Source organism: Bacteroides sp. 43_46, assembly GCF_001915455.1.
Taxonomy (GTDB): Bacteria; Bacteroidota; Bacteroidia; order Bacteroidales; family Bacteroidaceae; genus Bacteroides; species Bacteroides caccae.
Window position 1 is genome coordinate 1 of the sequence record NZ_MNQN01000017.1, and the last position, 25527, is coordinate 25527.

General features: G+C 42.9%; 20 protein-coding genes and 1 pseudogene. 5 read left to right on the plus strand and 16 right to left on the minus strand.

What is annotated here, in order from left to right; genetic code table 11:
* Positions 1 to 223 precede the first annotated feature (223 nt).
* Positions 224 to 2429 (minus strand): annotated as a pseudogene (locus BHV72_RS01265) (beta-N-acetylglucosaminidase).
* Between the two features lie 293 nt (positions 2430 to 2722).
* Here BHV72_RS01265 and BHV72_RS01270 point away from each other — a divergent pair.
* Positions 2723 to 4684 (plus strand): beta-N-acetylhexosaminidase, encoded by a 1962-nt coding sequence (locus tag BHV72_RS01270; RefSeq protein ID WP_005679380.1) that lies wholly within the window; start codon positions 2723 to 2725, stop codon positions 4682 to 4684.
* 112 nt (positions 4685 to 4796) lie between these two features.
* On the opposite strand, the gene BHV72_RS01275 is transcribed toward BHV72_RS01270, so the two are convergent.
* The 4 genes from BHV72_RS01275 to BHV72_RS01290 form a co-directional block, all read right to left on the minus strand.
* Positions 4797 to 5744, minus strand: a complete 948-nt coding sequence (locus BHV72_RS01275) for a FecR family protein (RefSeq protein WP_122294919.1) — start codon at positions 5742 to 5744, stop codon at positions 4797 to 4799.
* Positions 5745 to 5750: 6 nt separating this feature from the next.
* The gene (locus tag BHV72_RS01280) at positions 5751 to 7313 is read right to left on the minus strand and encodes a sulfatase family protein (protein WP_122295100.1); all 1563 of its coding nucleotides are present in this window, start codon (positions 7311 to 7313) and stop codon (positions 5751 to 5753) included.
* A gap of 213 nt (positions 7314 to 7526) precedes the next feature.
* Positions 7527 to 9461, minus strand: a complete 1935-nt coding sequence (locus BHV72_RS01285) for a RagB/SusD family nutrient uptake outer membrane protein (protein ID WP_005680224.1) — start codon at positions 9459 to 9461, stop codon at positions 7527 to 7529.
* 10 nt (positions 9462 to 9471) lie between these two features.
* Positions 9472 to 12843, minus strand: coding sequence for a TonB-dependent receptor (locus tag BHV72_RS01290; RefSeq protein WP_286853657.1), 3372 nt, complete (start codon positions 12841 to 12843; stop codon positions 9472 to 9474).
* A 271-nt stretch (positions 12844 to 13114) separates the two neighbouring features.
* On the opposite strand from BHV72_RS01290, the gene BHV72_RS01295 reads away from it, so the two are divergent.
* Positions 13115 to 13690 (plus strand): RNA polymerase sigma-70 factor, encoded by a 576-nt coding sequence (locus tag BHV72_RS01295; RefSeq protein WP_005680221.1) that lies wholly within the window; start codon positions 13115 to 13117, stop codon positions 13688 to 13690.
* Positions 13691 to 13711: 21 nt separating this feature from the next.
* On the opposite strand, the gene BHV72_RS01300 is transcribed toward BHV72_RS01295, so the two are convergent.
* The 7 genes from BHV72_RS01300 to BHV72_RS01330 all read right to left on the minus strand — a co-directional run bounded on the left by BHV72_RS01300 (position 13712) and on the right by BHV72_RS01330 (position 18799).
* Complete coding sequence (locus tag BHV72_RS01300; protein WP_122265088.1) at positions 13712 to 14350, minus strand: M23 family metallopeptidase; 639 nt, start codon at positions 14348 to 14350, stop codon at positions 13712 to 13714.
* Between the two features lie 35 nt (positions 14351 to 14385).
* Complete coding sequence (locus BHV72_RS01305; protein ID WP_005679371.1) at positions 14386 to 15051, minus strand: B3/B4 domain-containing protein; 666 nt, start codon at positions 15049 to 15051, stop codon at positions 14386 to 14388.
* Between the two features lie 51 nt (positions 15052 to 15102).
* Positions 15103 to 15915, minus strand: a complete 813-nt coding sequence (gene pgeF, locus BHV72_RS01310; RefSeq protein ID WP_286853666.1) for a peptidoglycan editing factor PgeF — start codon at positions 15913 to 15915, stop codon at positions 15103 to 15105.
* Positions 15912 to 17078 carry a GTPase ObgE gene (gene obgE / locus BHV72_RS01315; protein ID WP_005679369.1) on the minus strand — a complete coding sequence of 389 codons (1167 nt, stop codon included), beginning with the start codon at positions 17076 to 17078 and terminating at the stop codon, positions 15912 to 15914. Before obgE ends, pgeF begins: the two co-directional genes overlap by 4 nt.
* 18 nt (positions 17079 to 17096) lie before the next feature.
* Positions 17097 to 17666 carry an adenylate kinase gene (locus BHV72_RS01320; protein ID WP_005679368.1) on the minus strand — a complete coding sequence of 190 codons (570 nt, stop codon included), beginning with the start codon at positions 17664 to 17666 and terminating at the stop codon, positions 17097 to 17099.
* A 33-nt stretch (positions 17667 to 17699) separates the two neighbouring features.
* The gene (hpt, locus tag BHV72_RS01325) at positions 17700 to 18236 is read right to left on the minus strand and encodes a hypoxanthine phosphoribosyltransferase (RefSeq protein WP_005679367.1); all 537 of its coding nucleotides are present in this window, start codon (positions 18234 to 18236) and stop codon (positions 17700 to 17702) included.
* A gap of 338 nt (positions 18237 to 18574) precedes the next feature.
* The gene (locus BHV72_RS01330) at positions 18575 to 18799 is read right to left on the minus strand and encodes a winged helix-turn-helix domain-containing protein (RefSeq protein WP_085959208.1); all 225 of its coding nucleotides are present in this window, start codon (positions 18797 to 18799) and stop codon (positions 18575 to 18577) included.
* A 499-nt stretch (positions 18800 to 19298) separates the two neighbouring features.
* Between BHV72_RS01330 and BHV72_RS01335 the strand changes: the two genes are divergently transcribed.
* From BHV72_RS01335 to BHV72_RS01345, 3 genes are all read left to right on the plus strand, one after another.
* Positions 19299 to 20810: a bifunctional ADP-dependent NAD(P)H-hydrate dehydratase/NAD(P)H-hydrate epimerase gene (locus BHV72_RS01335; RefSeq protein WP_005680217.1), complete on the plus strand. Its 1512-nt coding sequence runs from the start codon at positions 19299 to 19301 to the stop codon at positions 20808 to 20810.
* A 73-nt stretch (positions 20811 to 20883) separates the two neighbouring features.
* A complete protein-coding gene (locus tag BHV72_RS01340) occupies positions 20884 to 21948 on the plus strand; it encodes a DUF4831 family protein (protein ID WP_122294915.1) in 1065 nt (354 codons plus the stop codon).
* Positions 21949 to 21971: 23 nt separating this feature from the next.
* Entirely contained in the window at positions 21972 to 22256 is a 285-nt protein-coding gene (locus tag BHV72_RS01345) for a hypothetical protein (RefSeq protein WP_005679363.1), read from the plus strand.
* A 72-nt stretch (positions 22257 to 22328) separates the two neighbouring features.
* On the opposite strand, the gene BHV72_RS01350 is transcribed toward BHV72_RS01345, so the two are convergent.
* The 4 genes from BHV72_RS01350 to BHV72_RS01365 form a co-directional block, all read right to left on the minus strand.
* On the minus strand, positions 22329 to 22679 hold the full coding sequence (locus tag BHV72_RS01350) for a PqqD family protein (protein ID WP_005679362.1): 351 nt from the start codon (positions 22677 to 22679) through the stop codon (positions 22329 to 22331).
* A gap of 45 nt (positions 22680 to 22724) precedes the next feature.
* Positions 22725 to 24122 (minus strand): MFS transporter, encoded by a 1398-nt coding sequence (locus BHV72_RS01355; protein ID WP_022042727.1) that lies wholly within the window; start codon positions 24120 to 24122, stop codon positions 22725 to 22727.
* A gap of 249 nt (positions 24123 to 24371) precedes the next feature.
* Positions 24372 to 24746, minus strand: coding sequence for a preprotein translocase subunit SecG (gene secG / locus BHV72_RS01360; protein ID WP_286853679.1), 375 nt, complete (start codon positions 24744 to 24746; stop codon positions 24372 to 24374).
* 20 nt (positions 24747 to 24766) lie between these two features.
* Positions 24767 to 25525 carry a DUF8458 domain-containing protein gene (locus BHV72_RS01365; RefSeq protein WP_005679357.1) on the minus strand — a complete coding sequence of 253 codons (759 nt, stop codon included), beginning with the start codon at positions 25523 to 25525 and terminating at the stop codon, positions 24767 to 24769.
* Between the last annotated feature and the right edge of the window lie 2 nt (positions 25526 to 25527).

Below are 25527 nucleotides of genomic sequence, written 5' to 3' on the forward strand. Positions count from 1 at the left end.
TCCTATTGTTAGCAGAGCAAAGATATAAAATCCTTTTTATACAATATGTCAAAGAACACTTGATTCTTACTTTTTACACAACCTCCCCGAAGGAGGAGAATGGAGAATACTATCGACTATCAAATTATTGTTGAATACTATCGATTATCAAATTATTATTTTCCTAATTAAGTTTACCACCAAATTTGAAGAAGAACCTCATTTCCCTTCTGGTAGGCGAGGACTACTTTTTCTCTATCGACAGCACAAATTGGCGTAAATATACTTGTTGTTCATCACTACCCGCATTTGTAAATCGAACGAATTTCACCGGGGCTTTTTGCCGTCAGTCGGGCATCTTTCTGCTTCAAGTCGATCGTTTTCCATTCTTTACCGTCCGCGGAGATTTCAAAACGTCCCCATGTACAAGGTTCCTTCTTTCCGAAATTAATATCTATACTTTCTGCCGGATAGATATTATCCAATTCTATTTCTATGAAGTTTCCTGCCGGCCATTTCACGACTTCGTTCATCGGAGAGATAAGTATGCGGTTCGCCTTTATTTGTAATGGCAAATTCTTTATTTGCTCCACATTACTGATAAGCTTATGTGGCATATAATCTGTTGTGGCATCCAAATCGGCTCCATACTTCTGATTATATCGTTTTACGGCAGTCGCAAATATCTGGTCAATCAAAGGCTTTATAACTTTGGAGGCTGTCTTCACTCCCGGTTGATAAGGATTCTGATTATAATTCTGGTCGGTATAAAACATTCGTTGCTGCAAAGCTTTCACATGATTATATCTCCGTAAGAAAAAAGACTTCGAATCATTTTTGACCATTTTCAGTACTTCTTCTCCGGTTTCGGCCAGCAGATTGAATTGATGAAGCCACGGAGTTATTTCTACAATCAACGGCTCGTTTTCTGTATTCACCAATAGGATATCGCCAGCTTCCTTCATCTGTTCAAATGTATCCCACAAGAGGTCAAAATCAACTTTTTCATATTTTCCACTCTCAACATAACTGCTAAGGAAACGTTTGGCTACGGGTTGAATATTCATAGACTCTTCGCGGCGATAACCGTGTCCGTTGGGACCTAAGTCGGAATTGTGCATGGCAAAACATTCCAATTCGTCCGCAGCCCCCGGAAGAATGGTACGGATAGCGTCTTTCCACGTTTTCCAAGTATCATATTTAGTAGGATTCCATGCATAACTTGCAACACTGTAAATAGCAATCTTAGAGGCTTCGGCGTGCTCCATAGGATTGGTCACAAAACCGGACATTTCCTTCGCTATTGTGGTGTCGTTGCCATAAACAGGTCCGAGCAGTAAATGGTCGCGTACATAATCGGATACCGGAAAATTCCACCAAATGTAGGCGGGACGTTTAATGCGTTCGTTAATCCAGGAAATGCCGTCGCGGGTAATATCGGAAATCACACGATCACCTGTCCACATAATCTGGACAGAAGGATTCAGTTTCTCACCTAATGTAGTCAGATAATTGCCTTTGGGGTTCGACCAGCTTTTATTATACTCCGTAGGACACATGATAAGCGGAGTTACATCCGGCTTTGCCTTTACAAACGCCTCATCAATATAGTTCAATAATTCAGCTTGCTTCTGAGGATTGGTACCTTCGCCCGAGATGTCATCAAAGAACACCGCGAAGGAACGGACACCGAGCTGATACATCTTCTCAAATTTTGAGAGCAATAAATCACGGTCTTCCTGGTTCCATTTGATATCCTGTCCCGGGTGAATAGCCCATACAAAATCAACTTCATTTTCATTGGCTACTTTCACAAGCTCCTGCAATTGGGCTGCTTCCTTTTCCGGATAAGGCAAACGCCAGTTGGGAGCGCTGTGATACGGATCGTCTTTAGGACCGTAGATATAGGTATTCATCTTATTCTCACCATAAAACTTCAGTTGGCGAAGACGTGCCTGATGGCTCCAGGGAGTTCCGTAGAAGCCCTCCACTACACCGCGATAACGGACAGAAGGATAATCTTTGATTTCCACTTCCGGCAATTTTCCTTCTTTCAGCAATTGGGCGAATGTCTGAATAGCATAATAAGTGCCCCGTTCATCATTGCCGGCCAATATGATTTCTTTATCATTGACAGCCAGATAATAACCTTCTTCATGGTTGGGAATCAACTTGTTATACTTACGTACACTTTTGTCTCCCTTCTCACCAATATAAATACGGATTCCTTCCTTGGTACTTTGCTTGCCGGTAAGGATACCTTGCAACGCTTTCACCGCATGCGGGTTTGCTTCTTTTTCACCTTCTATCCGGTAGATAGCAGGAAGACTGAGTGTTTTACCTTGTTCATTGAGTTGCTGTGGGGGCGGCTGTAAACTTACATTTTGTGCAATTGAAGTGAGTCCACACAACAAACAGGCTCCCATTAAATAAATCTTTCTATTTTTCATAAGTAATTAAAAGGGGGGTTAGTATATTATTATACAAAGAAATACAAATCAATCTAGTTATACAAATTTCCGGGAGACAGATAACATAGATTTTAGAATAAAAAAGAACAATTACATATTGAAAAGTTCTTAAAAAGGAACTATTAACAACTCATCAGCCAATAAAATGAGAACCGGATTGCATACTACATTTAACTTTGAACTTAAAGATTCATAATTGGTAGTGGTATATTCCATTATTTGTCTTACATTTATGACGTTTTATACTTTACTAACTTTATATATAATACAGCATGGAATATATCAATCGTTTCTACTGGCTAATAGCTTTATGTCTTATTATTTCCACCGGAGCCAATGCTTCCGTAAATCCCAAACCTTTTGTTATCCCCGAACTGAAAGAATGGAAAGGCAGTGACGGAGCTTTTGTTCCCACCGAGGCTACAAAAATCGTGTATGCCGCCAACAATCCGGAGCTTGAACGCATCGCACGAATCTTTGCCCAAGACTATCAAACAATGTTCGGACGTTCGCTCGAAGTAGTGCAAGGGAAAGGAGCTGCCGGTGACTTTATCTTTTCCCTCCGCACCGACAAGAAATTAGGAAAAGAAGGATATACGATCCGCGTCACAGACCGGGTTGCTTTATCCGCCCCCGAAAATATCGGTGTATATTGGGGTACACGTACCTTACTTCAGATTGCCGAACAGTCAGAAAATCATCAGCTCCCGAAAGGAACCCTGAGAGATTACCCAGACTATCCGCTTCGCGGCTTTATGATAGACTGCGGCCGTAAGTTCATCCCGCTTTCATACTTACAGGATTATGTAAAGACTATGTCTTACTACAAGATGAACACTTTGCAAATCCACCTGAACGATAACGGCTTCAAACAATACTTCGAACATGACTGGTCAAAAACGTATGCCGCCTTCCGCCTGGAATGTGATACTTATCCGGGACTGACGGCACGGGACGGACATTATACGAAAAAAGAATTCGTCGACCTGCAAAAATTAGCTGAACAAAGCTATGTAGAGATCATTCCGGAGATTGATATCCCCGCCCACTCCTTGGCTTTCAGTCATTATAAACCGGAATTGGGAAGTAAAGAATATGGCATGGATCATTTGGATTTATTTAATCCCGAGGTTTATACTTTCTTCGACGCTCTTTTCAAAGAATATCTGGAAGGAGAAGAACCTGTATTCCGGGGCAACAAAGTCCATGTGGGCACCGACGAATATTCAAACGCCAAAAAGGAAGTTGTGGAGAAATTCCGCGCCTTCACCGATCACTATATCCGTTATATAGAAAGCTTCGGCAAGCAAGCCTGCGTATGGGGTGCACTGACACACGCCAAAGGAGATACTCCCGTCAAATCGGAAAATGTCATCATGAATGCATGGTATAACGGTTATGCCGACCCGAAAGAAATGATAAAGCAAGGATACCATTTAATCAGTATCCCGGACGGACTGGTCTACATAGTCCCCCAGGCAGGATATTATTATGATTATCTGAATACCAAATCACTATACGAGAAATGGACTCCTGCACAGATAGGCAAAGCCGTGTTTGAAGAAAAGGACCCGAATATTTTAGGAGGAATGTTTGCTGTATGGAACGACCATGTGGGTAACGGCATTTCCAATAAGGATATTCATCACCGAGTTTACCCGGCCTTGCAGACACTAGCCGTTAAAATGTGGACAGGCAAACAAGTCACAACTCCCTATGACAGTTTCAATGAACAACGCAATTTACTAAGCGAAGCTCCGGGTGTGAATCAACTCGGAAGAATCGGAAAAGCTCCCGGCCTGGTTTACGAACAGGCAGCTGTTACCCCCAACCGTACTCTTCCCTATCGGGAAATCGGGTATAATTATCTGGTATCTTTTGATATAAAAGGAGCTGATGAAGCAAAAGGTACAGAACTGTTCCGTTCTCCTGACGCCGTATTCTATTTATCTGATCCGATAAGTGGAATGTTGGGCTTTGCACGCGACGGCTATCTCAACACTTTCAACTACCGTATCATGCCCGGCGAACATGCAACAGTAGGTATTAGCGGAGACAACCGCGTCACCCGCCTGCATATAAATGGAAAAATCGTAGAAGAACTAAATATACAGAAACGCTTTTATAATGGTGGAAAAGATTCCATGAATTACGTTCGTACATTAGTTTTCCCATTACAAGAAACAGGTAACTTCAAAAGTCAGATTACCAATCTGAAAGTCTACCGCCAATAGGACGGATATTGATACAGAAAAGGCTGTCCCGGAATGAAACACGGGACAGCCTTTTTATAATCCAGTTATGACAAATGTAACTGCTTTCTTACCAGTATTATTTTATGGATACTCAATAAAGAATAATCGTATCCTTCTCCTGCCTTGTATTTAATCCAAAACTGATAGAGATTTTCCGCAATACCTTCGCTAATTCTTCATCTTTACGAATAGTTCCCGTAAACAGATTATCCCTATTCTTTTTATTCTCGAAACACACTTTCGTATGATACTTCTTATTGATTAAGTTTATCAGTTCACCAAGCGGCTTATCCGTAAAGTTATACTCTTCTTTTCTCCAGTCATATCCTTCAATATCCAACGTCTCGGTTTCAATCGTCTTTGAATCAATATAGTAAGTGATGCGTTGAGCAGGCTTCACCTCTATGGCCTCTTGCCCCGTCACCTGAAAATCTATTTTTCCGGTAAAGAGAGTCACCTCCGCTACTTCATCATCAGACTTTATATTAAATTCCGTCCCTTTGACTTCCACAAGCGCATCTTTGAAATAAACCCTGAAAGGACTGCCTCCTGTCATCTTTTTCACCTCAAAAGACGTTTCTCCCTCTAAGACCACTTTGCGCTCTTTCAAAAAATCGTCCTGATATGAAAGCGTACTTCCCGCAGCGAGCCATACCACCGAACTATCCGGAAGGACATACGTCATACGCGTATCGGCCGGTCCCAGGACTATTGTCTCTAAAGAAGCTCTTGAAGTAATCAGATACCACGTACCTACGACCAGCAAAAGACAAGCGGCGGCAGCCAGAATCCTAAAACCCCGATTATAGCCTGACAATTTTTTCTTTGCAGGTTTGTGATTCCAACATACATCCGTAATGTTGGTCCATATCTCCTCCTCAATTTTTTTGTTTTCAATAGAAGTGCCAAAGAATTTATCCCACTGTCTTAGTAATAAACGGCACACCGGTCCTTCATCCGCTAATTTTATTTTTTCCTCCGGAGTCAGTCCTTTAGAAAACATCTTCTTTACTATTTGTACAAATTCCTTGGCATTCATAATACTTTATTTTTTTAATTGAGATTCAATAGGATCGTCATACTGAGTCTGAAGCTTTACCAATTCCCCTTTCAGTTTTTCAGTTATCTTTTCATAACCGGGCTTCCCAAACAAATTATGCATTTCACGCGGATCTTTTTTCAGGTCATACAGCTCCCACGCATCAATATCATTATAAAAATGTATCAGCTTATAGCGTTCGGTACGCACACCATAATGACGTTTCACCGCATGTTCCGCCGGATATTCATAGAAATGATAGTAAAGGGACTTACGCCAGTCCTTAGGACGTTCTCCTTTCAGCAAAGGCAACAAAGATACTCCCTGAATATCTTCCGGAATATCTACTCCCGCCAGTTCCAAAAAGGTAGGTGCATAGTCTATATTCTGAACCATTTGCGACACTTTTCCTTTCTTGCCATGAGGAAAACGGGCTAACAACGGAGTACGGAATGACTCCTCGTACATAAAGCGTTTGTCAAACCAACCGTGTTCTCCCATATAGAATCCCTGGTCGGAAGTATAAACCACCAATGTATTTTCCAGAAGCCCTTTTTCTTCGAGATACTTCAACACCCGTCCGATATTGCGGTCGACCGAACGAATCACACTCAAATAATCATGCATATAACGTTGATACTTCCACTCCGCCAGTTCCTTGCCTTCCAGTTTCCGGGCTTTAAAATCTTTGATAATAGGGTCATAATAAGCATCCCAGGCAGCTTTTTGTTGCGGATTCATACGCTTATACATAGCGCGTCCATAACCTTCCAATCCAGTTTTTGTATGAATCTCATTTTCTTTATCCGCCATTTTCAGGTCATAGACAAGGTCCATATCCTTGAATATGTTCATCTCCTGTTCGGAAGCAGCTATACGGCCTTCATATTTATCATAGAAATTTTCCGGCAATGGAAACTTCACCTTATCAAACGCTCCCAAGTCACAAGTGTCGGGCATCCATGTACGGTGCGGGGCTTTATGATGCAACAACAGACAGAACGGTTTTTCTTTCTCCCGTTTGTTCTCCAGCCATTCCAGCGCCAAGTCCGTAGTGATATTGGTGGCATACCCTTCTATCTGCACTTTCTTACCATTATCTATAAAATAAGGATTGTAATAATCACCCTGACCAATCAGAATATTCCAATAATCGAATCCCGTGGGATTAGAGGTGAGATGCCATTTACCAACAATAGCAGTCTGATAACCTGCCTTCTGCAACAGCTTAGGGAAGGTCTGCTGGCTTCCGTCAAACCGGTGCGCATTATCTATAAAACCATTCTTATGGCTATGTTTTCCCGTCAACATACACGCACGGCTGGGTCCGCTTATAGAGTTTGCCACAAAACTATTGGTAAAGACAACTCCTTCATTGCCGATACGGTCGATATTGGGTGTCTCTATAAAACGGTGATCGTAGGCACTGATAGTCTGAAATGAGTGGTCGTCACTCATTATATACAAAATATTCATAGGCTTCTCAGACGCCCCTTTACTCTGAGCAAAGGAGGGCAATGTTACCAAGGCGGCTACCCCTGACAAAAAAATGCAGTGTTTGTTGTTCATCACTATAAAATTAAGTTCGTTATGTAATAAATACATTCATTAATTAAGTTCCCCTTACTGAAAAGGAACAGTTTTAATTTTCTGTATCATAATTTATGGAAAAACGTGCAGCAAAGATAAAAATAAATATCCATAAAATAAGACACTTAGCAAATAATAGAAACAGAATCTGTTTCAAAAAACTTCAAAACAGATTCTGCCTTCATCTTACCGTTAATAGCCCGGATTCTGCACCATTTGCGGGTTATTACTTACCTGATCTACCGGAATAGGCATCAAATAATTCGCCGGAGTACGGAATTCACGAATGTGACTTGTCATTTGTGTATCCTTGAAGAAGTCCTCATCTTTGGTAGCTTCCACATTTAATCCTCTCGGATATACACCAAAGTATTTTTCCCCCAACTTCCAGCGACGAAGATCCCAGAAATTATGAGTCTCCATATAAAGTTCAATCATACGTTCCTGACGTACAATCTGCATCAAACGACCATCGGGGCCTACGGAAGAATAATCTGTCAACGGCTCCTTTGCCTTCGCCCAGGCAGTCAGTACAGGGTCAATGCCGGCACGCTCACGGATTACGTTCAATTTCTTCATGCCTTCAGCCACATAACTAGCATCACCATATCCGACACAAGCCTCTGCATAATCCAGATACAACTCACCCAAACGAATGATAGGCAACGGATATCTCAAGGAAGGCACGTTGTCCGACTTACGGGCAGCCGATCCCGGATGAACCCCTTTCTTATTCAGATAACCGGTTGGAGAGTAGTTATTTCCTCTGTTCATTTTGCCACTGTTGTCTTCCTTCTTGTACTGTGTCAACCATCTTTTGCGTTGTTTACGGTCGGAACGGTCCATTTTATCCTGATAAGTAATACCTTTGGTACCGTCGGCTACTACATTCTCCGTCTGACATTCGTAAAAGCCATTATGGAAAGATATCCAGGCATAGAAACGCGGCTCACGATGATCGTTCAATTTCAAAGTTATTCCCTCTCCGCGTGTATCATCATCCAGAATAGTAGTCTGAAAACGATTTTCATAGTCATACGTCGGGTCTTGGTCAATCGGAAGACCATTTTCGGTATAGAATCGTTCTACCATTGTCAGAGACGGACCATATCCTCCTCCAAAAGAAAGATAAGGAATGGATTTATTCTGTATGCTATACATTTCTTCCAAGCGGGTATTTGCCCAAAGTACCTCCTTAGTTCCGTTCTTGTCCAGGTATGTAAGACGCAGCTGTCTTTGGATAGGATCTTTCGGATACGGATAGGTGGCTGTACCAATGGCATCATCGCCAACGTAATATAATCTGTATCCGTGATCTTCTGCAAAGTTTATTGCTTCCAAAGCTGCATCGGCAGCTACTTTATATTTCTCTTTACTATATGTTTGAGACATCAATAAGGTGCCGTCATTGTTGGCAAAGTCACTGTAATATTCCGAGTTTCCATTGAATAGAGGAGAAGCAGCATAAAGCAACAATCGGGCCCTCAGTGCTTTGGCAGCTACACTAGTTGCCAGTCCGTAAGAAGATCCCATACGTTCCGTAGGCAATTTCTCCGATACGATTCTGAATTGTTCTGATACCCAGTCCACACATTCGTCATAAGGAGAACGGGCTGCCATCTTGTCATAAGGTGTATTCATATCCGGTAATTCTTTTACCAAGATGATAGGACCATAATGCTGCATCAATACCGAATGATAATAAGCAATCAGAAAATCCGCCTGATTGGCGAAATCATTAATCTTATCATCACTCAATCCCGGAACGGACGCAATATTCTTCTTCAACAGATAACATTGCCGTATACCTTTATACATATTACTGTATGTCGCATCCACATTGCCGATATTTCCTGAAGTATATCCTCCCTGAAAATATAGTTTAATAGGTTCTCCGTTGAAACAGCTTACTATTTCATCTCCTGCATATCCGATAAAAGTATGCGAGTTCTGATAAGCAGGCATAAAGGAATAACAGGAATACAGATAGTTCAACGCAGCTTGTTCCGAAGCAAATGCATCTTCTTCATTGGCTGTTTCATTCGGCACAATATCCAGATAATCACATGAGCCCAAGAGACAGCCGGCAAATACGAACGATAACAAAATATTATATATCTTTTTCATTTTATTCAAATTAGCGGTTATTATTAATAGTCATCTGAAAACCAAAGTTGAAAACACGTTGCGTAGGATATTTCAAACCATTACCTCCTCCTTGTTCCGGGTCCCAGTGCTTGAATGGCGAGAAAGTCGCCAGGTTCATGCCACTGACATAGAAACGCATATTCTTGTATGTATAACCTATTTCTGCGTTCTTCAACTTGATAAATGCAGCGTTGCGCAGCCAATAGTCAGAGCGTTGAGTGTTGTTTACACTCGTGTCCCTGGTCAGACGAGGATAAGTGGCGTTGATATTCTGATTGTCGGGAGACCAGCGATCGTCAGCAATCCAAGTCAGGACATTACGCAAACTGTTGTCTCCGAACGGATGAAAATCACTCATAACCAATGAAACCTTTGCAACTCCCTGGAAGAAGAAAGAGAAATCAAGATTCTTCCAGCGTATAGAAGGGCCGAAACCATATACAATCTCCGGAACGGTAGGATTCTTCGCCCATACCCAGTCAGAAATATCCACGATATCATCATCATAACCATAAAGTTTGGAGATATTCACATACTTGATATCACCGGCACTAAGATTTCCTCCGATCTGCTGGTTAGAGTTTTTCACATCATCCGGATCTTTGAAAAGACCGTCGGAAATCATAATACTAGGAATATTTGCACTCTGCCCTACTTTTGACTGGAAAGCATATTTCGGAGATTCATCGTATTTTGTAATCTCATTATGAGCATACGTAAATGTCCCTTTGAAACTGATAAACCAGTCCTTACCTATTTTCTTATTGAAATCTGCCGCAAAGTCGAAGCCTTGATTCTTCATGGCTGCCAAGTTTCCGAACACCTTTGTTCCTGCTGTTCCCAGATATTGAGGAATCGTACCTCTCTCCTGAAATATATCAGTACGGGTTTCGTGGAAATAGTCCATTGTCAGGTTCAATGAGTTAAACAACTGCAAATCCAAACCTACATTGACTTTCTTACCCACTTCCCAAGTAACCTCCGGATTACCATAACGGGAATATACAGGACCTTTATAAGTTATATCACCGTCCAGCCCGGTAGTATATCCGGTACCTGTCAGGTTGATTGTCGGCATATACACAAAACGTGCCCCACCAATATTGTCATTACCAACAAGCCCCCACGAAGCACGAATCTTCATGTTAGAGAAAACATTCTTCAAAGGTTCAAAGAACGCTTCCTCACTGATGTTATATCCCACTGCAATAGAAGGGAAGAATCCCCAACGGTGTCCTTTGGCAAAATTCTCGGAACCATTGTAACCCATATTCACTTCCGCCAGATATTTCCCGTCGTAAGCATACGAAAGACGAGCAGCAACACCTTGTTTACGTTTGGGAAGTGCAGCAATCAAGTCGCCACTGAATAATTGAGTCACCAGTTCATCCTGATTATAGATAAACATGGCATTCACATCATGCTTTCCAAATGTACGGTTGTAGTCCATGATAGCCTGGAAATAGAATCGGCGGTCGCCCGAGTTGGCAACACCCGGTTTCAAGTCCGTAGATACTTCTCCACCGCTTTCATTCTGAAGTCTGGTGACAAAAGAATACACTCCATTATCATCTACCGAGAAATCCTGTAAATGGTATTTGTTCCAACCTGCGGAAGCACTGTTAGTAGTACTTGACCAGTTCTTGAAAGAGGCCAATGCCTTAAATCTAAGTCCCTCGGTAATAAAATTCAGTTTCTGCTCAAACTCCAATGCCGCCACTACCGTGCTCCGGAAATTATCCTGATAGCCGGATGCAAGCTGTGCCACCGGATTCTGTTGCTGTCCCGGTTTCAAGCGGTCATTCACACCCCACTTGATATGTGTAGTAACACCGTCGTCAGGGAAATAGATCGGAGCTTCCACCGGACTTGTATTGATAGCTCCCGCAAACAGATCGTTCATACTGATGTTGGGTTGCTTCGTTTTTCTCAGCTGCACATTCAAGCGCAAAGAAAGACGTGAATCCTTACCCAAATATGCATTAATGTTATTCTGAAATGAATAACGCATCACATTAATGTTATTATTATAGGAGAAAAAGTCTTTGGAACGATTCTTAATCATACCTGTCTCGTGATTGACCGTGACACTTGAGAAATAATCCACTCGTTTGCCGCCTCCCCGGATATTAACATTGAAATTCTGGTTAAATGCCTGATCCTTAAAAAGCTCGTCATACCAGTTGACATTCGGATAAGCATACGGATTTAATCCAGCACGCGTTCCGGCAATTTCTTCTGCCGAATAGGGAGATTCGGTAGAGCCGCCGTTCAACAAAGATTCATTGAACAAATCCATGTAAGTGGCTCCGTCGACAAACTTCGGCTTACTTGTCGGACTTGTGATCTGTCCTTCCATACGGAAATTGATAATCGGCTTATCAATATTACGACCGGATTTAGTGGTAATAATCATAACGCCATTAGCCCCACGGGTACCGTACATTGCCGTAGCAGTAGCGTCTTTCAAAATAGAGAAGCCATCAATGATTTCCGGGTCAAGATTATCCAAATCACCGGAGGATATTTCCACTCCGTCCAATATAATCAACGGATTGGTTGCTCCGTTCATTGTAGAAATACCGCGAATATAAAAATCCGATCCATCCGCTCCCGGTTGTCCGGTACGCTGAACAGCAATAACACCAGCCAATCGTCCGGCAAAAGAATTGGAAAGAGAAGCCGAAGGAACCTGCAGTTCCGCCGGGCGGATTGCCTGTACGGAACCTACCATACTAGCCTTTTTTTGTCCGCTGCCATAAGCAGTGACCACCACTTCTTCCAACTGCTTTGCATCTTCCACAAGTTCTACAAGAAGTACCTTGCCGTTGACCACTTTCACTTCCTTGGTTTCATATCCGATATATGAAATGACCAGCACATCTCCGGGAGTGGCCTTAATCGTAAACTTTCCGTCCATATCGGTAATCACTCCGCTGTTCACGTCTTTTACCCGTACAGTTGCTCCTACCACCGATTCTCCGGACCTCGCATCTACTACACCTCCTACAATCTCTACTTTTTTCTGTTGTGTGCTTGCTGCCTTCTTTTCCAATTTCAAGATGATATCATCTCCCATAATTACATAACTGATACCACTTCCGGCAAATACTTCTTTCAACACATCCGAGATTTCTCCTTCACAATCCAGATTTTTACCCGGTAATGCATCAAGGTCACTCGGATTGAAGAAAAACTTAAAATTAGAACTGGATTCGATAATCTTAATGGCTTGTCTCAAAGTTATCGACTGTCCTTTTACTGTCACTCTCCCTTGCGCAGCACTCAACGTCAAAGGGAAAAATAAGATTAATAACACGATAAGCCTCAAATGCCATCGACTACACATACTTTCTTTCATGATTACAATTTAAAATTAAACAAAGTTTTTCATACACATAGATTTTGCAAAATCAATAAATTCTCTAGTTTATAATACAATATACTCAAACCGGCTCTTTCATTTTCCTTAACTTTACACCAATTCGGGATTCATGCATTATATATTAAATACATCTAACCCATTTCTACCCCTTACTCAAATCTGCATTTTATTATTTTTTTTTCGAAAAGATGTGTTTTTGAATTATTCTTCATATCTTCGCTCTTTGAAATCCTCATTAAATCATAAGATGAATGACCAAGAAGCAATAGTATTACTAAAATCAGACAGCCACGAAGCTTTTGAGTACTTGTATAAAGTATATGGCGGACAAGTATATAATTTTAGTAAACTATATATCAATTCATCTGAAGATATTAAAGAAGTAGTACAGGAAGTGTTTGTCAAGCTATGGGAAGCACGTTCTTTTCTAAGAGAAGATGAGAACTTCAGAGGATTTTTATTTATCGTCACCCGGAATCTTATCTTTAACCGCCAGAAAAAAACATTTAATGAAAACTTCTATAAACTGTCTGTTTTAAGTGCTTACGAGCAGTCGAACATTGATTCCTACAATATAGAAGAAGAATTGCAGGCTAAAGAATTAAACAATTATATTGACAAGATTATTGAAGAACTTCCACCGAAGCAACAGGAGATATTTATTTTGAGCAGAAAAGAAAACCTAAGTCATAAAGAGATTGCCGAATTGCTGAATATCAGCGAGCGAACAGTAGAGGTTCATATAGCCAGAGCTATCCGGCACATTAAATCCCGGCTGGAATACCTGATCGCCCTCCTGGGAGTAATGGACTTACTTAATTGAAATAGGTCGGCTACCATTCTTTTATTTCTTATTTTGAGCAATACGGTTATTGCCGGCCTGCGACTTCACAATTATTCCACTTCCGTTCTTGCTACATTTAATACATTCCTTCCGCAATTTCCTTTCTTTCAGGTCAAAGATCAGATTCGGATTAAAATGTTGTCCGTTGATACGGGTTTCAAAATGCACGTGTTCGGTGGTAGCACGACCGGTACGACCGGTCAGACCGATAGGTTGCCCGGCTTTTACGACATCACCGCTCCGAACCAGATTCTTACAGTTATGGCTATAAATGGTTTCCAGCCCGTTCGCATGACGGATTACTACCAAATTTCCGTATGCATAATAAGGTTTCGACATCCGTACCACCCCGTCAAAAGCAGCACGAATCGTATCATTAGCACAAGTCTTGATATCTGCCCCTGAATGTCCCCCACGAGTACCATAAGCAGAAATGACCTTACCACCCGGCAGAGGGAAAGCATATTCATGCTCCTTCAACGAGTCCAAATGCAGGTATATATGATTACCTTTAGCAAACAATCCGGGAGTAGCCACACGGATATGGTTTACCTCCCTGAAAGAAAAAGAGGATTTGTCTTGTGCGTTCGCAATCATCGGTAAGAATAAGACGAATAATAGTATGAGAATGTCTTTCATGTATTTTTTCGTTTTCAATCAGAATACTCCCCTGATTATTCAAAAAAGATAAGTTCGCTGCTATCTGATTCTGCATATTCGTTCAGCAATGACTGAATCATCTCAGCAGCTTCTTTCAGGCCTTTTTTTCCATTATAACCATTGACGATTGCTAAAATATGGGTAGTACCGAGATTCATTTTAGTCCGTTCGTTATCACTGGTAGGCGTACCGATACCACCCGACGCATCACGATAAACGGGCAATCCTTCGATATTCAACACACCCTTTCCGATACCTTCAAACGGTTCCCCTGCTTTGCCGATACCCAATTCAAGATATGCGCCTTGTATTTTATCCGCGTCAAAACCACCGATAGAATGTCCCGTCCGAAGAGAAACTAAGTTGATGAGATCTACCAGAGTATCAATCTGGTACAGAGGAATTCCGCGCATCAGGCGACGACGCAAAGCTTCCGCCGACGGACGGTAACGTCCGGGATCTTTACCACAACGTTTGTAGGCTTCGCGGGTGGCAGCTATGACAGGCTGATGTTTGATGTCTTCTATCTGTGTAGTAGTAGTCAGTTCTTCGGTGAAAGCATTGATTTCCTTCCAAAGTCCTTCGCAGTAAGCAGTATTCTTCACTGCGGCATATACGGCTGCTCCGGCAAAGACCGGACAAGCATCTTTGATCTCCTGTGATACTTTTATTTCAAACATAACTTGTTATAAACCAATCATCGGCATCCCAACAATTACAAATGCCGATTATTACTTTCTAATCATTATTCCCGACAAAATACGGCCGGAGTCAATCCCCAGTCTACGCGCAGAGAAAAAATCATCTTGATGAATATAGGTACAGATACCGGCTACTTCAATCTGCCCGGCAGGAATTCCGGCATAAAGCAATTCACTCCGGTTGGCTTCCCACAGATCAATATGGTGTTTGCCTGTCTTCCTCTTTTTTGTAGAGATAATGGACATATCAAAACCACTTTCTTTGAATGCTTCATAAACCTCATCACCTACTTCAAATGATTCGAATGAAATACTCGGACCGATGCAGGCCACTACGTCAGCACCCCGGGTTCCGAAATTCCGGCTCATGTGTTCCATTACACTACTGACAATATGCTGCACCGTGCCTTTCCAACCGGCATGAACGGCAGCCACCACTTGCAGCCTTCTGTCATATAGTAACACGGGTACACAATCCGCAGTCGTAACACAAACACAATATCCCGGCACATTGGTAATCAAGGCATCAATGCCTCTCAAAAGTGTTCGTCTCACTTCTAATGACTCCTTAAAGAACGATTCGTCAACGACCAGACTCGCACTACCATGCTTTTGCTCCGGAATAACTAATTCTTTAATTTGATGTCCCGTTATCTGAAATAACTTATTCTGATTACAATTCACATTGATACATGAATCCTTGGTATAAGGCGAGCAATTAAATGAGCCATATGTTCCCTCACTGACACCTCCATGACGTGTTGTAACAAAATGAGCTACTTCGGGGTATACCGTCAATGACTTATACCCCTTCAGCTCTTTATCTTTTGTGAGTGAAATCATTTTTCCTCCCAATCCTCTTCTTCGTATTCGTAATCAATGTCCTCATCGTCATCATCCGCTTCCTCCTCATATTCATAGATGATGTCTTCATCTTCACCCATGTCTTTGAGTTCCTGTTGCAGACGGGTTACATCTTTCGGACGGTGAACAATGTCTTCTATCTTGTTGCTTTCCTTATTCAGTTCCTCCCACAGAATATCTTTCAATACGGAGATTCCCAAACCGGAAACAGAAGAGATGAACACGTGCGGAACACCCGCGGGCAATGTCGGTTCTATCTCGTCCATTAGCTCCTGGTCGAGCATATCGCTCTTTGTTATAGCCAGCACACGTTGTTTATCCAGCATTTCGGGATTAAAAGTACTCAACTCATTCAGTAGGATTTCATATTCCTTGCGGATATCATCACTATCCGCAGGAACCATAAACAACAATAATGAGTTTCGTTCGATATGGCGCAAAAAACGTAATCCCAGTCCCTTACCCTGACTCGCTCCTTCGATAATCCCCGGTATATCCGCCATTACGAATGATTTACCGTCACGATAGGAAACGATGCCCAAGTTCGGTTCGAGCGTAGTAAACGGATAGTCGGCAATCTTCGGTTTCGCAGCCGAAATAGCGGAAAGAAGCGTAGACTTTCCCGCATTCGGAAAACCTACCAGACCAACGTCTGCCAGGAGCTTCAGCTCCATGATAACTGTCATTTCCTGCATTGGCTCGCCCGGCTGCGCAAAACGCGGCGCCTGACGGGTTGCCGTCTTGAAATGCCAGTTGCCCTGACCGCCGCGACCGCCTCTCAACAAAATTACTTCCTGCCCGTCTTCGGTCACGTCACAAAGGTATTCCCCCGTTTCGGCGTTATACACCACCGTCCCGCAGGGAACTTCTATTATTTTATCCGCACCGTCTTTTCCGAAACTACGGTTCTTGCTTCCCGATTCGCCATGACCTGCCATTGCGTGACGATCGAACTTCAAGTGAAGCAATGTCCAGTAATTACGATTACCGCGCAAGATGATATGGCCTCCTCTTCCGCCATCGCCCCCGTCGGGACCTCCGTTGGGACAATATTTCTCGCGCCTCATGTGTGTAGAGCCCCTTCCGCCCTTACCCGAGCGGCAGTAAATCTTTACGTAATCAACAAAATTCGATTCAGCCATACTTTTCTAATAATATTATTATAACTTGTCTATTGCTTCGCAAATTTCAGCGAAGATACCTTCCATAGTACCCAGACCGTTGATATGCTGGTATTTCTTTTCGTTCTTGTACCAGTCAATCAGCGGAGCAGTCTGTGAATGATATACATGCAGACGTTTTTTGATAGTTTCTTCGTTATCGTCAGCACGGCCGGAGTCTTTGCCACGCTTAATCAGACGTACCATAAGTTCATCTTCCGGCACCTCAAGGTCAACCATTACAGAAACATCCTGTCCTCTCTCGGCCAACATCTTCTTTAATGCTTCCGCCTGTGCTATTGTTCTGGGGAAACCGTCGAAAATTACACCTTTGCTATCTTTGAAGCTATCGAATACGCTTGCCAGAATATCAATCATCAGTTCATCCGGAATCAACTGTCCCTGGTCGATATAACCTTTAGCAGTTTTACCCAGTTCTGTACCGTTCTTGATTTCTGCGCGCAATACATCTCCTGTTGAGATGTGATTGATACCATACTTTTCTACAATACGCTCGCTCTGTGTCCCTTTTCCAGAACCCGGAGCACCGAAAATTACAATGTTCAACATCTTTTTTACCTAAAAATTAATTTGTATTTGAATTTAGTCTACTACTGTGTAAATGTCGGGGTAGTTTCGCCCGAAGCCGTCATAATCCAATCCGTATCCCACGATAAAGTCGTTCGGAATTTCCATTGCTACATATTCAATGTTCAGGTCCACCTTCAGTTTTTCCGGTTTCACCAATAATGAAGCGATGTGGATAGATTCGGGATTACGCGTACCCAATGTTTCGAGCAGTCGCTGCATAGTCAGCCCCGTGTCTACAATATCTTCTACGATAACAACCGTACGTCCGGCAATGTCCTCGTTCAGTCCGATTACTTCTTTGATAACTCCGGTGGAAGTCACTCCCTGATAAGAAGCCAGCTTGACAAACGATATTTCGCAAGGGATTGTGATGTGTTTCAGCAAGTCGGCCGTAAACATAAACGAACCATTCAACACGCTGAGGAATAGTGGGTTCTTATCTGCCAAATCGCGATTGATTTCGTTCGCCACGCGAATCACTTCTTTCTGAATATCTTGTTCTTTAATGGAAACAGTGAACTGCTTGTCTTTTATCTGAATGCTATCCATAACCGGTTATTTTAAAAAAGTTGTCGCAAAAATACAATTTTTATTCCACTCTGTACATCTTCTTCTGCAATTTCTTTGAAAGAAGAAGCAGAATCGGTGAGATAGTTAGCGATGTTTCTCCATTAAGCAGTCCACAGAATATCCCTTTATGAAATAAATAAAAAAGCTATTTAACAGCCTATCGGATAAGAATAAATAGACAATAAAAAGAATAGCCGGAAAGAAATAAGAGTAATCATATTTTAGACGCAAACACCCCCACTGATCCACTTCATTAAATTTTTAGTCGGGTAGATAATAAAGCGGATTCCCACCTTAAATGTACATTGGTTTCCACCTTAGCCAAAAGTAAATTCAACATTCTCAATGCTGGCAAAAAGCATTCCTTCCCTTTTCCTCAGAAAGACCTTGCTTTCCCTTGCCAACCAGCCGATAGCAAGAGCTACGTCTTCAAACGTCAAACCTAACTCACGGCACAAATCGAACATTGACAGTTCACCTTTTTCATTTAAGATGCGCCATACTTTTCCGGCATTCAAGCCAATTCTAGTCTTTTCCATAATGCAAACTTTAGAAGATTAAACAATCCGTTATCTATGATTTAATCATTGTGAGCACAGGAAAATAATGTTATGCACATTACCTACCTACAAAGATAACATTTTTCTCGAAAAAAGCAAATAATCAGCACCATAATACTCAATTCTCCTACTATCTCCGACACTGACTGAAGCGCTTCTTCGTCATCCTTGTGCGAACAGGCTATATCTTATATCCGGTACATTCATAGAGAAGTTACTCCCCATTAAATGTAAACTTGCTGAAAAGTTTCACTTCGTGCATTACAATCTATAATCAAAGCTTGCGTTTATAGTTCTTCACCTGTCAACAGGAACTTTGCTACCTATACAAAACAACTTTACTTCCCATAAAGAAGAATTTTCCGACCTATCTCCTGTAACTCATCTATCTATGATTAACACGTTTTTCTTCCCATAACAAACGGGAAAAGTCAGAATAATCATGTACATTTGTAGGGCGAAAACTTAAAAAAACATCACAATGAAAATATTTCCAAGCAGCAGTATAAAGAAACTGGACGCATATACCATTGAGCACGAGCCGATTGCCTCAATAGACCTCATGGAACGTGCCGCAACCGCACTGACAAAAGCCATAATGAACAGGTGGAGCCGGGAAACTCCCGTCACCGTATTTGCCGGACCGGGCAACAACGGTGGAGACGCCCTCGCCGTGGCTCGTATGCTATCCGAAAAAGGATATAAAACAGAGGTATATCTCTTTAACCCGAAAGGTGAACTCTCCCCGGACTGCCAGACCAACAAGGAACTGGTGGAAATGGCAGAGGAAGTGACATTCCACGAAATCAGCACCCAATTCGTCCCTCCCACCCTGACACCGGACCACTTGGTTATCGACGGGCTTTTCGGTTCGGGACTGAACAAACCGTTGAGCGGAGGATTCGCAGCCGTTGTGAAATACATCAATTCTTCTCCGGCTATGGTAGTAGCCATTGACATCCCTTCCGGACTTATGGGAGAAGAAAATACATTCAACGTGAAAAACAACATTATCCGCGCCGACGTAACGTTCAGCCTGCAGCTTCCGAAACTCGCTTTCCTTTTTGCCGAAAACACCGAATATGTAGGCGAATGGGATTTATTGAATATCGGATTGAGCGAAGAGGGTATTGAAGAGACGGAAACAAACTACGAGATGCTGGAACTGGAAGATATACGTTCACTCATCAAACCACGCCAACAGTTTGCCCACAAAGGGAATTTCGGTCATGCCCTCCTGATTGCCGGCTCGAAAGGTATGGCGGGTGCATCGGTATTGGCAGCTCGTGCCTGTCTCCGTTCGGGAGTAGGACTGCTGACTGTACACGCACCGATATGCAACAACGACATTCTTCAAACCTCCGTCCCCGAAGCTATGGTAGAAACCGATGCCAATGAAACCTGCTTTGCCATACCTACCGACACGGACGATTACCAAGCCGTCGGCATCGGCCCCGGACTGGGAAGAAGCGAGGAAACGGAAGCTGCCCTGCTCGAACAGCTCGAACATTGCCAGACTCCCGTAGTAGTGGACGCTGACGCACTCAACATCCTTGCCAACCACCGCCACACACTGACACACCTGCCGAAAGGTTCTATCCTCACCCCACACCCGAAGGAACTGGAACGGCTGACCGGCAAGTGTCAGGATTCATACGAACGACTGACCAAAGCCTGCGAACTGGCTCATGCCGCCAACGTACATATCATCCTGAAAGGCGCCTATTCCGCCATTATCACCCCGGCAGGAAAATGTTATTTCAACCCGACCGGAAATCCGGGAATGGCAACCGGAGGCAGTGGCGATGTATTGACCGGAGTGATCCTAGCTCTGCTAGCCCAAGGCTATCCCGCCGAGGATGCAGCTAAAATCGGTACTTACATCCACGGACTGGCCGGAGATTTCGCCCAGAAAAAGCAGGGGATGATCGGACTGATTGCCAGCGACATCATCACCTGTCTGCCTACGGCATGGCGACTTGTAAGCGAATAAAAGTTAAGAACTTACAGTTTTTTCAATAACTTCATTAACTTTGTTTTCAAAACCAGTTAAAAAAGAACCGAATATGAAAAAGTTGATTATAGCAACGGGACTACTAATGGCTACTTCCGCCTATGCACAAACAGAAGTGTTGACAGGCGTTACCCGAGGAAAAGACTACGGAGTGGTGTACAGCCTTCCCAAAACACAGATAGAACTCGAAATAAAAGCCAACAAAGTCAGCTATATACCGGGTGAATTCAGTAAATACGCAGATCGTTATCTGCGACTGACCAACGTATCTGCCGAGCCCGACGAATATTGGGAACTGAACAGCGTAAAAGTTAAATCAGTAGGAGTCCCTAACAGCGAAACGACTTACTTTGTCAAACTAAAGGATAAAACAGTAGCCCCTCTCATGGAACTGACTGAGGACGGAATTGTGAAATCAATCAACGTCCCTTACAGCAAGAGTAACGAGACTAAAAAAGCTGCTCCCGTCATTCCCGCCACCGTAAAAGCGAATCCTCGTGATTTCCTTACCGAAGAAATCCTAATGGCCAGCTCCACCGCCAAAATGGCCGAACTGGTAGCCAAAGAGATCTATAATATCCGCGAAAGCAAAAATGCCCTTTTACGCGGCCAAGCGGACAACACTCCTTCGGACGGCGCCCAACTCAAAATCATGCTCGACAATCTGAACGCACAGGAAGACGCCATGACCAAGATGTTCTCGGGCACACGTGACAAAGAGGAAAAGACATTTACGATCCGACTTACACCGGATAAGGAACTGAATAACGAAGTTGCTTTCCGTTTCTCTAAAAAGCTGGGGGTAGTTGCCAACAACGACCTGGCCGGCACTCCTTTCTATATCACTCTGAAAGACTTGAAAACAGTCAAAATACCACAAGACGACGGGAAGAAGAAAAAAGAACCGGAAGGAATTGCCTACAACGTCCCCGGACAAGCGCAAATCACGCTGACCGACGGCAAAAAGAAACTGTATGAAGGAGAAGTACCTGTAACGCAATTCGGCATTATCGAATACTTGGCTCCGGTATTGTTCAACAAGAACTCAACTATCAAGGTGTATTTCGACCCGAATACCGGCGGACTTCTTAAAGTAGACCGGGAAGAAGGGAAATAATGAAACTCTAAAAAGAAAAGAATATGGGCGGTGAAGGACACATGCTCGACATGATACGTCGGCTTAGCGAAGGAAGAGAAGCCTCCCGCCTGCGTCGCGAGCGAAACAACGAGAAGCTAAAACATTTAAACCGTAGCAACGAACATTACCCGTTGCCCAATACCACGTCGGAAGAAATGGAACGTATCATCCGTGATTCCGAGAAGAAAAAGGAACGGGACAACAGCTACTTCGTATGGGGGACACTGATTATCATGGGCGTCCTGATTGCAAGTGCCGTTATACTATGGGCTATCTTTATTAAATAATTTATTCCCCGCAGAGTAACACAGAGCCTTTTAATCTTACCGTAAAGAGAGGATTCAGTGAGAGACACTGTGTTACTCTGTGGGGAAATGAAATTTTATAAAACCGTCTTTCTGTAACTGATAAAGATAAGTAGATACACGTGACTCGTAGCCTGCTTCATTCTGAAAATGGTCTGCGAGTTTTTCTATGATTTCACGCACCGTCCGTTTCCCGTCAATCAGTTCCCATACAACCGTTCCGTGTTCTTCCAAATGCACATGAAGCTCCTTCGACATCCCCTTCGGAACAAGAAAGCGTTGCATCCACGTATATTTAAAACGAGGGAAGGAGAGCACAATCGTCTCCCCTTCCCTTTCAACGGTAATATGTTCACTGCGACAGGGAATTACATCCAACAGATTGATTTTCTCTTTCGCTGCCATACTTTGATCTCCTTATTTCAAGAATATTATACTGAGTCTTTAATATTATACCGATTCTTTTTTAATATTAGCTTCTTCCAGCCCATAACCTTTTTTCCTGTTCTCTGCCTTCAACATCAAAGATACAATCAACGCAAGTACACCGAAGACAGCAAAAATAGCCATAGGTAACGTGTAATCATACGTCTGTGCACCGTCTACCACCGGCCCCTTGCAATAAGAGTTCAGCACCCAACCGATCAGCAAAGGCACCCCCATCAATCCCCAGTTCTGTACCCAGAAAATCAATGCATAAGCCGTACCCAACTGTTTCTCAGGAATAATCTTCGGAACGGAAGGCCACATAGCTGAAGGAACCAATGAGAAAGCGAAGCCTAACACAATCATAATGATCGTGGCAAACCACCACACATTCAGGATAGGAAGTGCAAACATAGTATGCACGAATATCAGCATCACTGCACCAATAGTCATCAACGTTGCACCTTTGCCGATACGGTCATACAGAGAACCGAACAACGGAGTCAGGATGATCGCACCGATCGGTAACAATCCCGGAATCGTCCCCGCCAATTTCGGGTCTACATTATATTTCTGTACCATTAAGTCCGCCGCATACTTGATAAACGGGAATACAGCCGAATAGAATAATACGCACAGCAATGCAATCAGCCAGAACCCCTTGTTAGTAACGATATATACGATATCTTTCATACGGAAAGGTTCTTCGGGTTCAAGCCCTTGTGCGTCAAGTGAAGCATCCAACTTCTTATCATAGAATGTGTAAATAAAGAAAGCAATCGTACCTACACAAAGCATAACCAGGCAGAAAAGAATCGGCGCAGGGATATTGGTATGAAAAGCACCTGCCTCGTCAGTAGATCCGAAGAAGTCAGCCAAAGGTACAGTCAGCACCATTGCCAGAGTTGTACCGATACGTGCCGTTGCCATTTCAAGTCCCATAGCCAACGCCATTTCCTTGCCTTTAAACCATTTCACAATAATCTTAGAGACGGTAATACCGGCAATTTCCACACCAACACCAAAGATAGCATATCCCAATGCTGCCAATGCTACCTGCATCTTGAATCCGAAAAGCAGGGCACCTTCCGGGAAAGTGGTAGAGATAGCATAATATTTCAGTCCACAACCGAACACCATTAACAGACAGGCGCCCATTCCAGTAAAGCGTACTCCCATTTTATCCAGAATAATACCGCCGAAAATCAACATCAGCAAGAATACATTGAACCACCCGTAAGCGCTGGTAAAGAATCCGTAATCCAAACTATCCCAGAGTAGTTCTTTCTCAAGCATAGGTTTCAGCGGGGACATAACGTCCGTGAGGAAGTAGCCGCATAACATGGTAAAAGCGACCAATGCTAGAACGCTCCAACGCAACACCTTGGAGTCATTCAATTTCTGTTTTAATTGTTCTGTCATTGTTATATTTAAATAGTAGTTAATAATTTTATTTTTTACGACCAACAAAGATAGTTAAATCTCCATTGTATACCTCACAAAGAGATTTGTTTTTAGAAAAAAAGTTAGGCGCGGATTACATGAATTGCACGGATTCATTAACAAATCCGTGTAATCCGTGTAATCTGCGCCCAAATATAGAGAAATACAGAAAACCTTCTGCCCCCTCTTAAATGGTTTCACCCAATCCCTCTCTGCAATCCGAATGGATTATTCAGCAGCAGGAGCCGGAGTTTCAGCCGGTGCCGGAGTTTCTGTTGCAGGTGCAGACTCTGCCGGAGCAGTAGCATCTGTTTGCGGTGCAGCAGTACCAGCAGGCAAGTTATACGGGTTAGTCTGTTGTTCTTTCTGAGCCTGTTCCAACACTGCATCTTTAACAGCAGAAGAATGAGGAACGACATAAGCGGTAGCAATACTCATGATAACCATGAAGATAGCTAAGCCCCAAGTTGCTTTTTCCAGAAAATCGGTAGTTTTGCGTACGCCCATAATAGCGTTGGATGAAGAGAATCCGGAAGCAAGTCCGCCTCCTTTTGAGTTCTGAATCAGCACGATAAAGCACATCAACAGGGCTGCAATAACCATTAAGATAAGTACATTTTTAGTTATTTTGAATTAGCGTTAATAATCAATTTCTCCAAAAATCTGATTTGGTCTGCAAAGTAAGCATTTTTTTTTGGATATTTCAAACTTAATTTTTTAATTATTTCAAGAGCTTTCGAATATCGTTGTTGTTTAACATAGATTTTGGCTAAAGTTTCGGTAAAACAGCTATCATCTTCTTCCTCTGCCGCACTCACTTCTTCCGAAGGAGTAACAGAGATTTCCGCTTCCTCTTTTAAAGGTTTCAGACAGAGAGGAGCCTCACTTTCGCTCTTTTCAATAAAATCGTCTATCAGTTCGTATCCTTTCAACTTCGGAGCGACTTCTTCCGATTCGGCAGCAGTCGTATTGTCTTCCAACAGATAAGTTGTATAGTCCATTGAATAGTCGAAAGTTGTCTGACCGGCCACCTCCTCCGGCACCGTAGACAGAAAAGCGTCAATCAACGCCAGGGTGCGGTCTACCGAAGGCTCGTTTTTCAGCACTTCCGTAAGGGGCACTCCTTTCTTACGGGACTGGACGGCAAACCGGTCACCTTCGATCAACTGAAACAGTTTCCGGCGATCGGCAATGTACAGAACCGCTTTCCGCAGTTCCGCGCCAAAATTAATATCATGGAGAATATATAGGTTCTTTAGATACAACAGGCGAAGCGACTGAAAATACGGATACCGCGCGAGCATATTGCGCAGCTCATACAAAGTATCCCTATCCAGCGTTTCAGGGTGCTGAATCCATTGTTGAAAGTTAACAGAAGTCATTA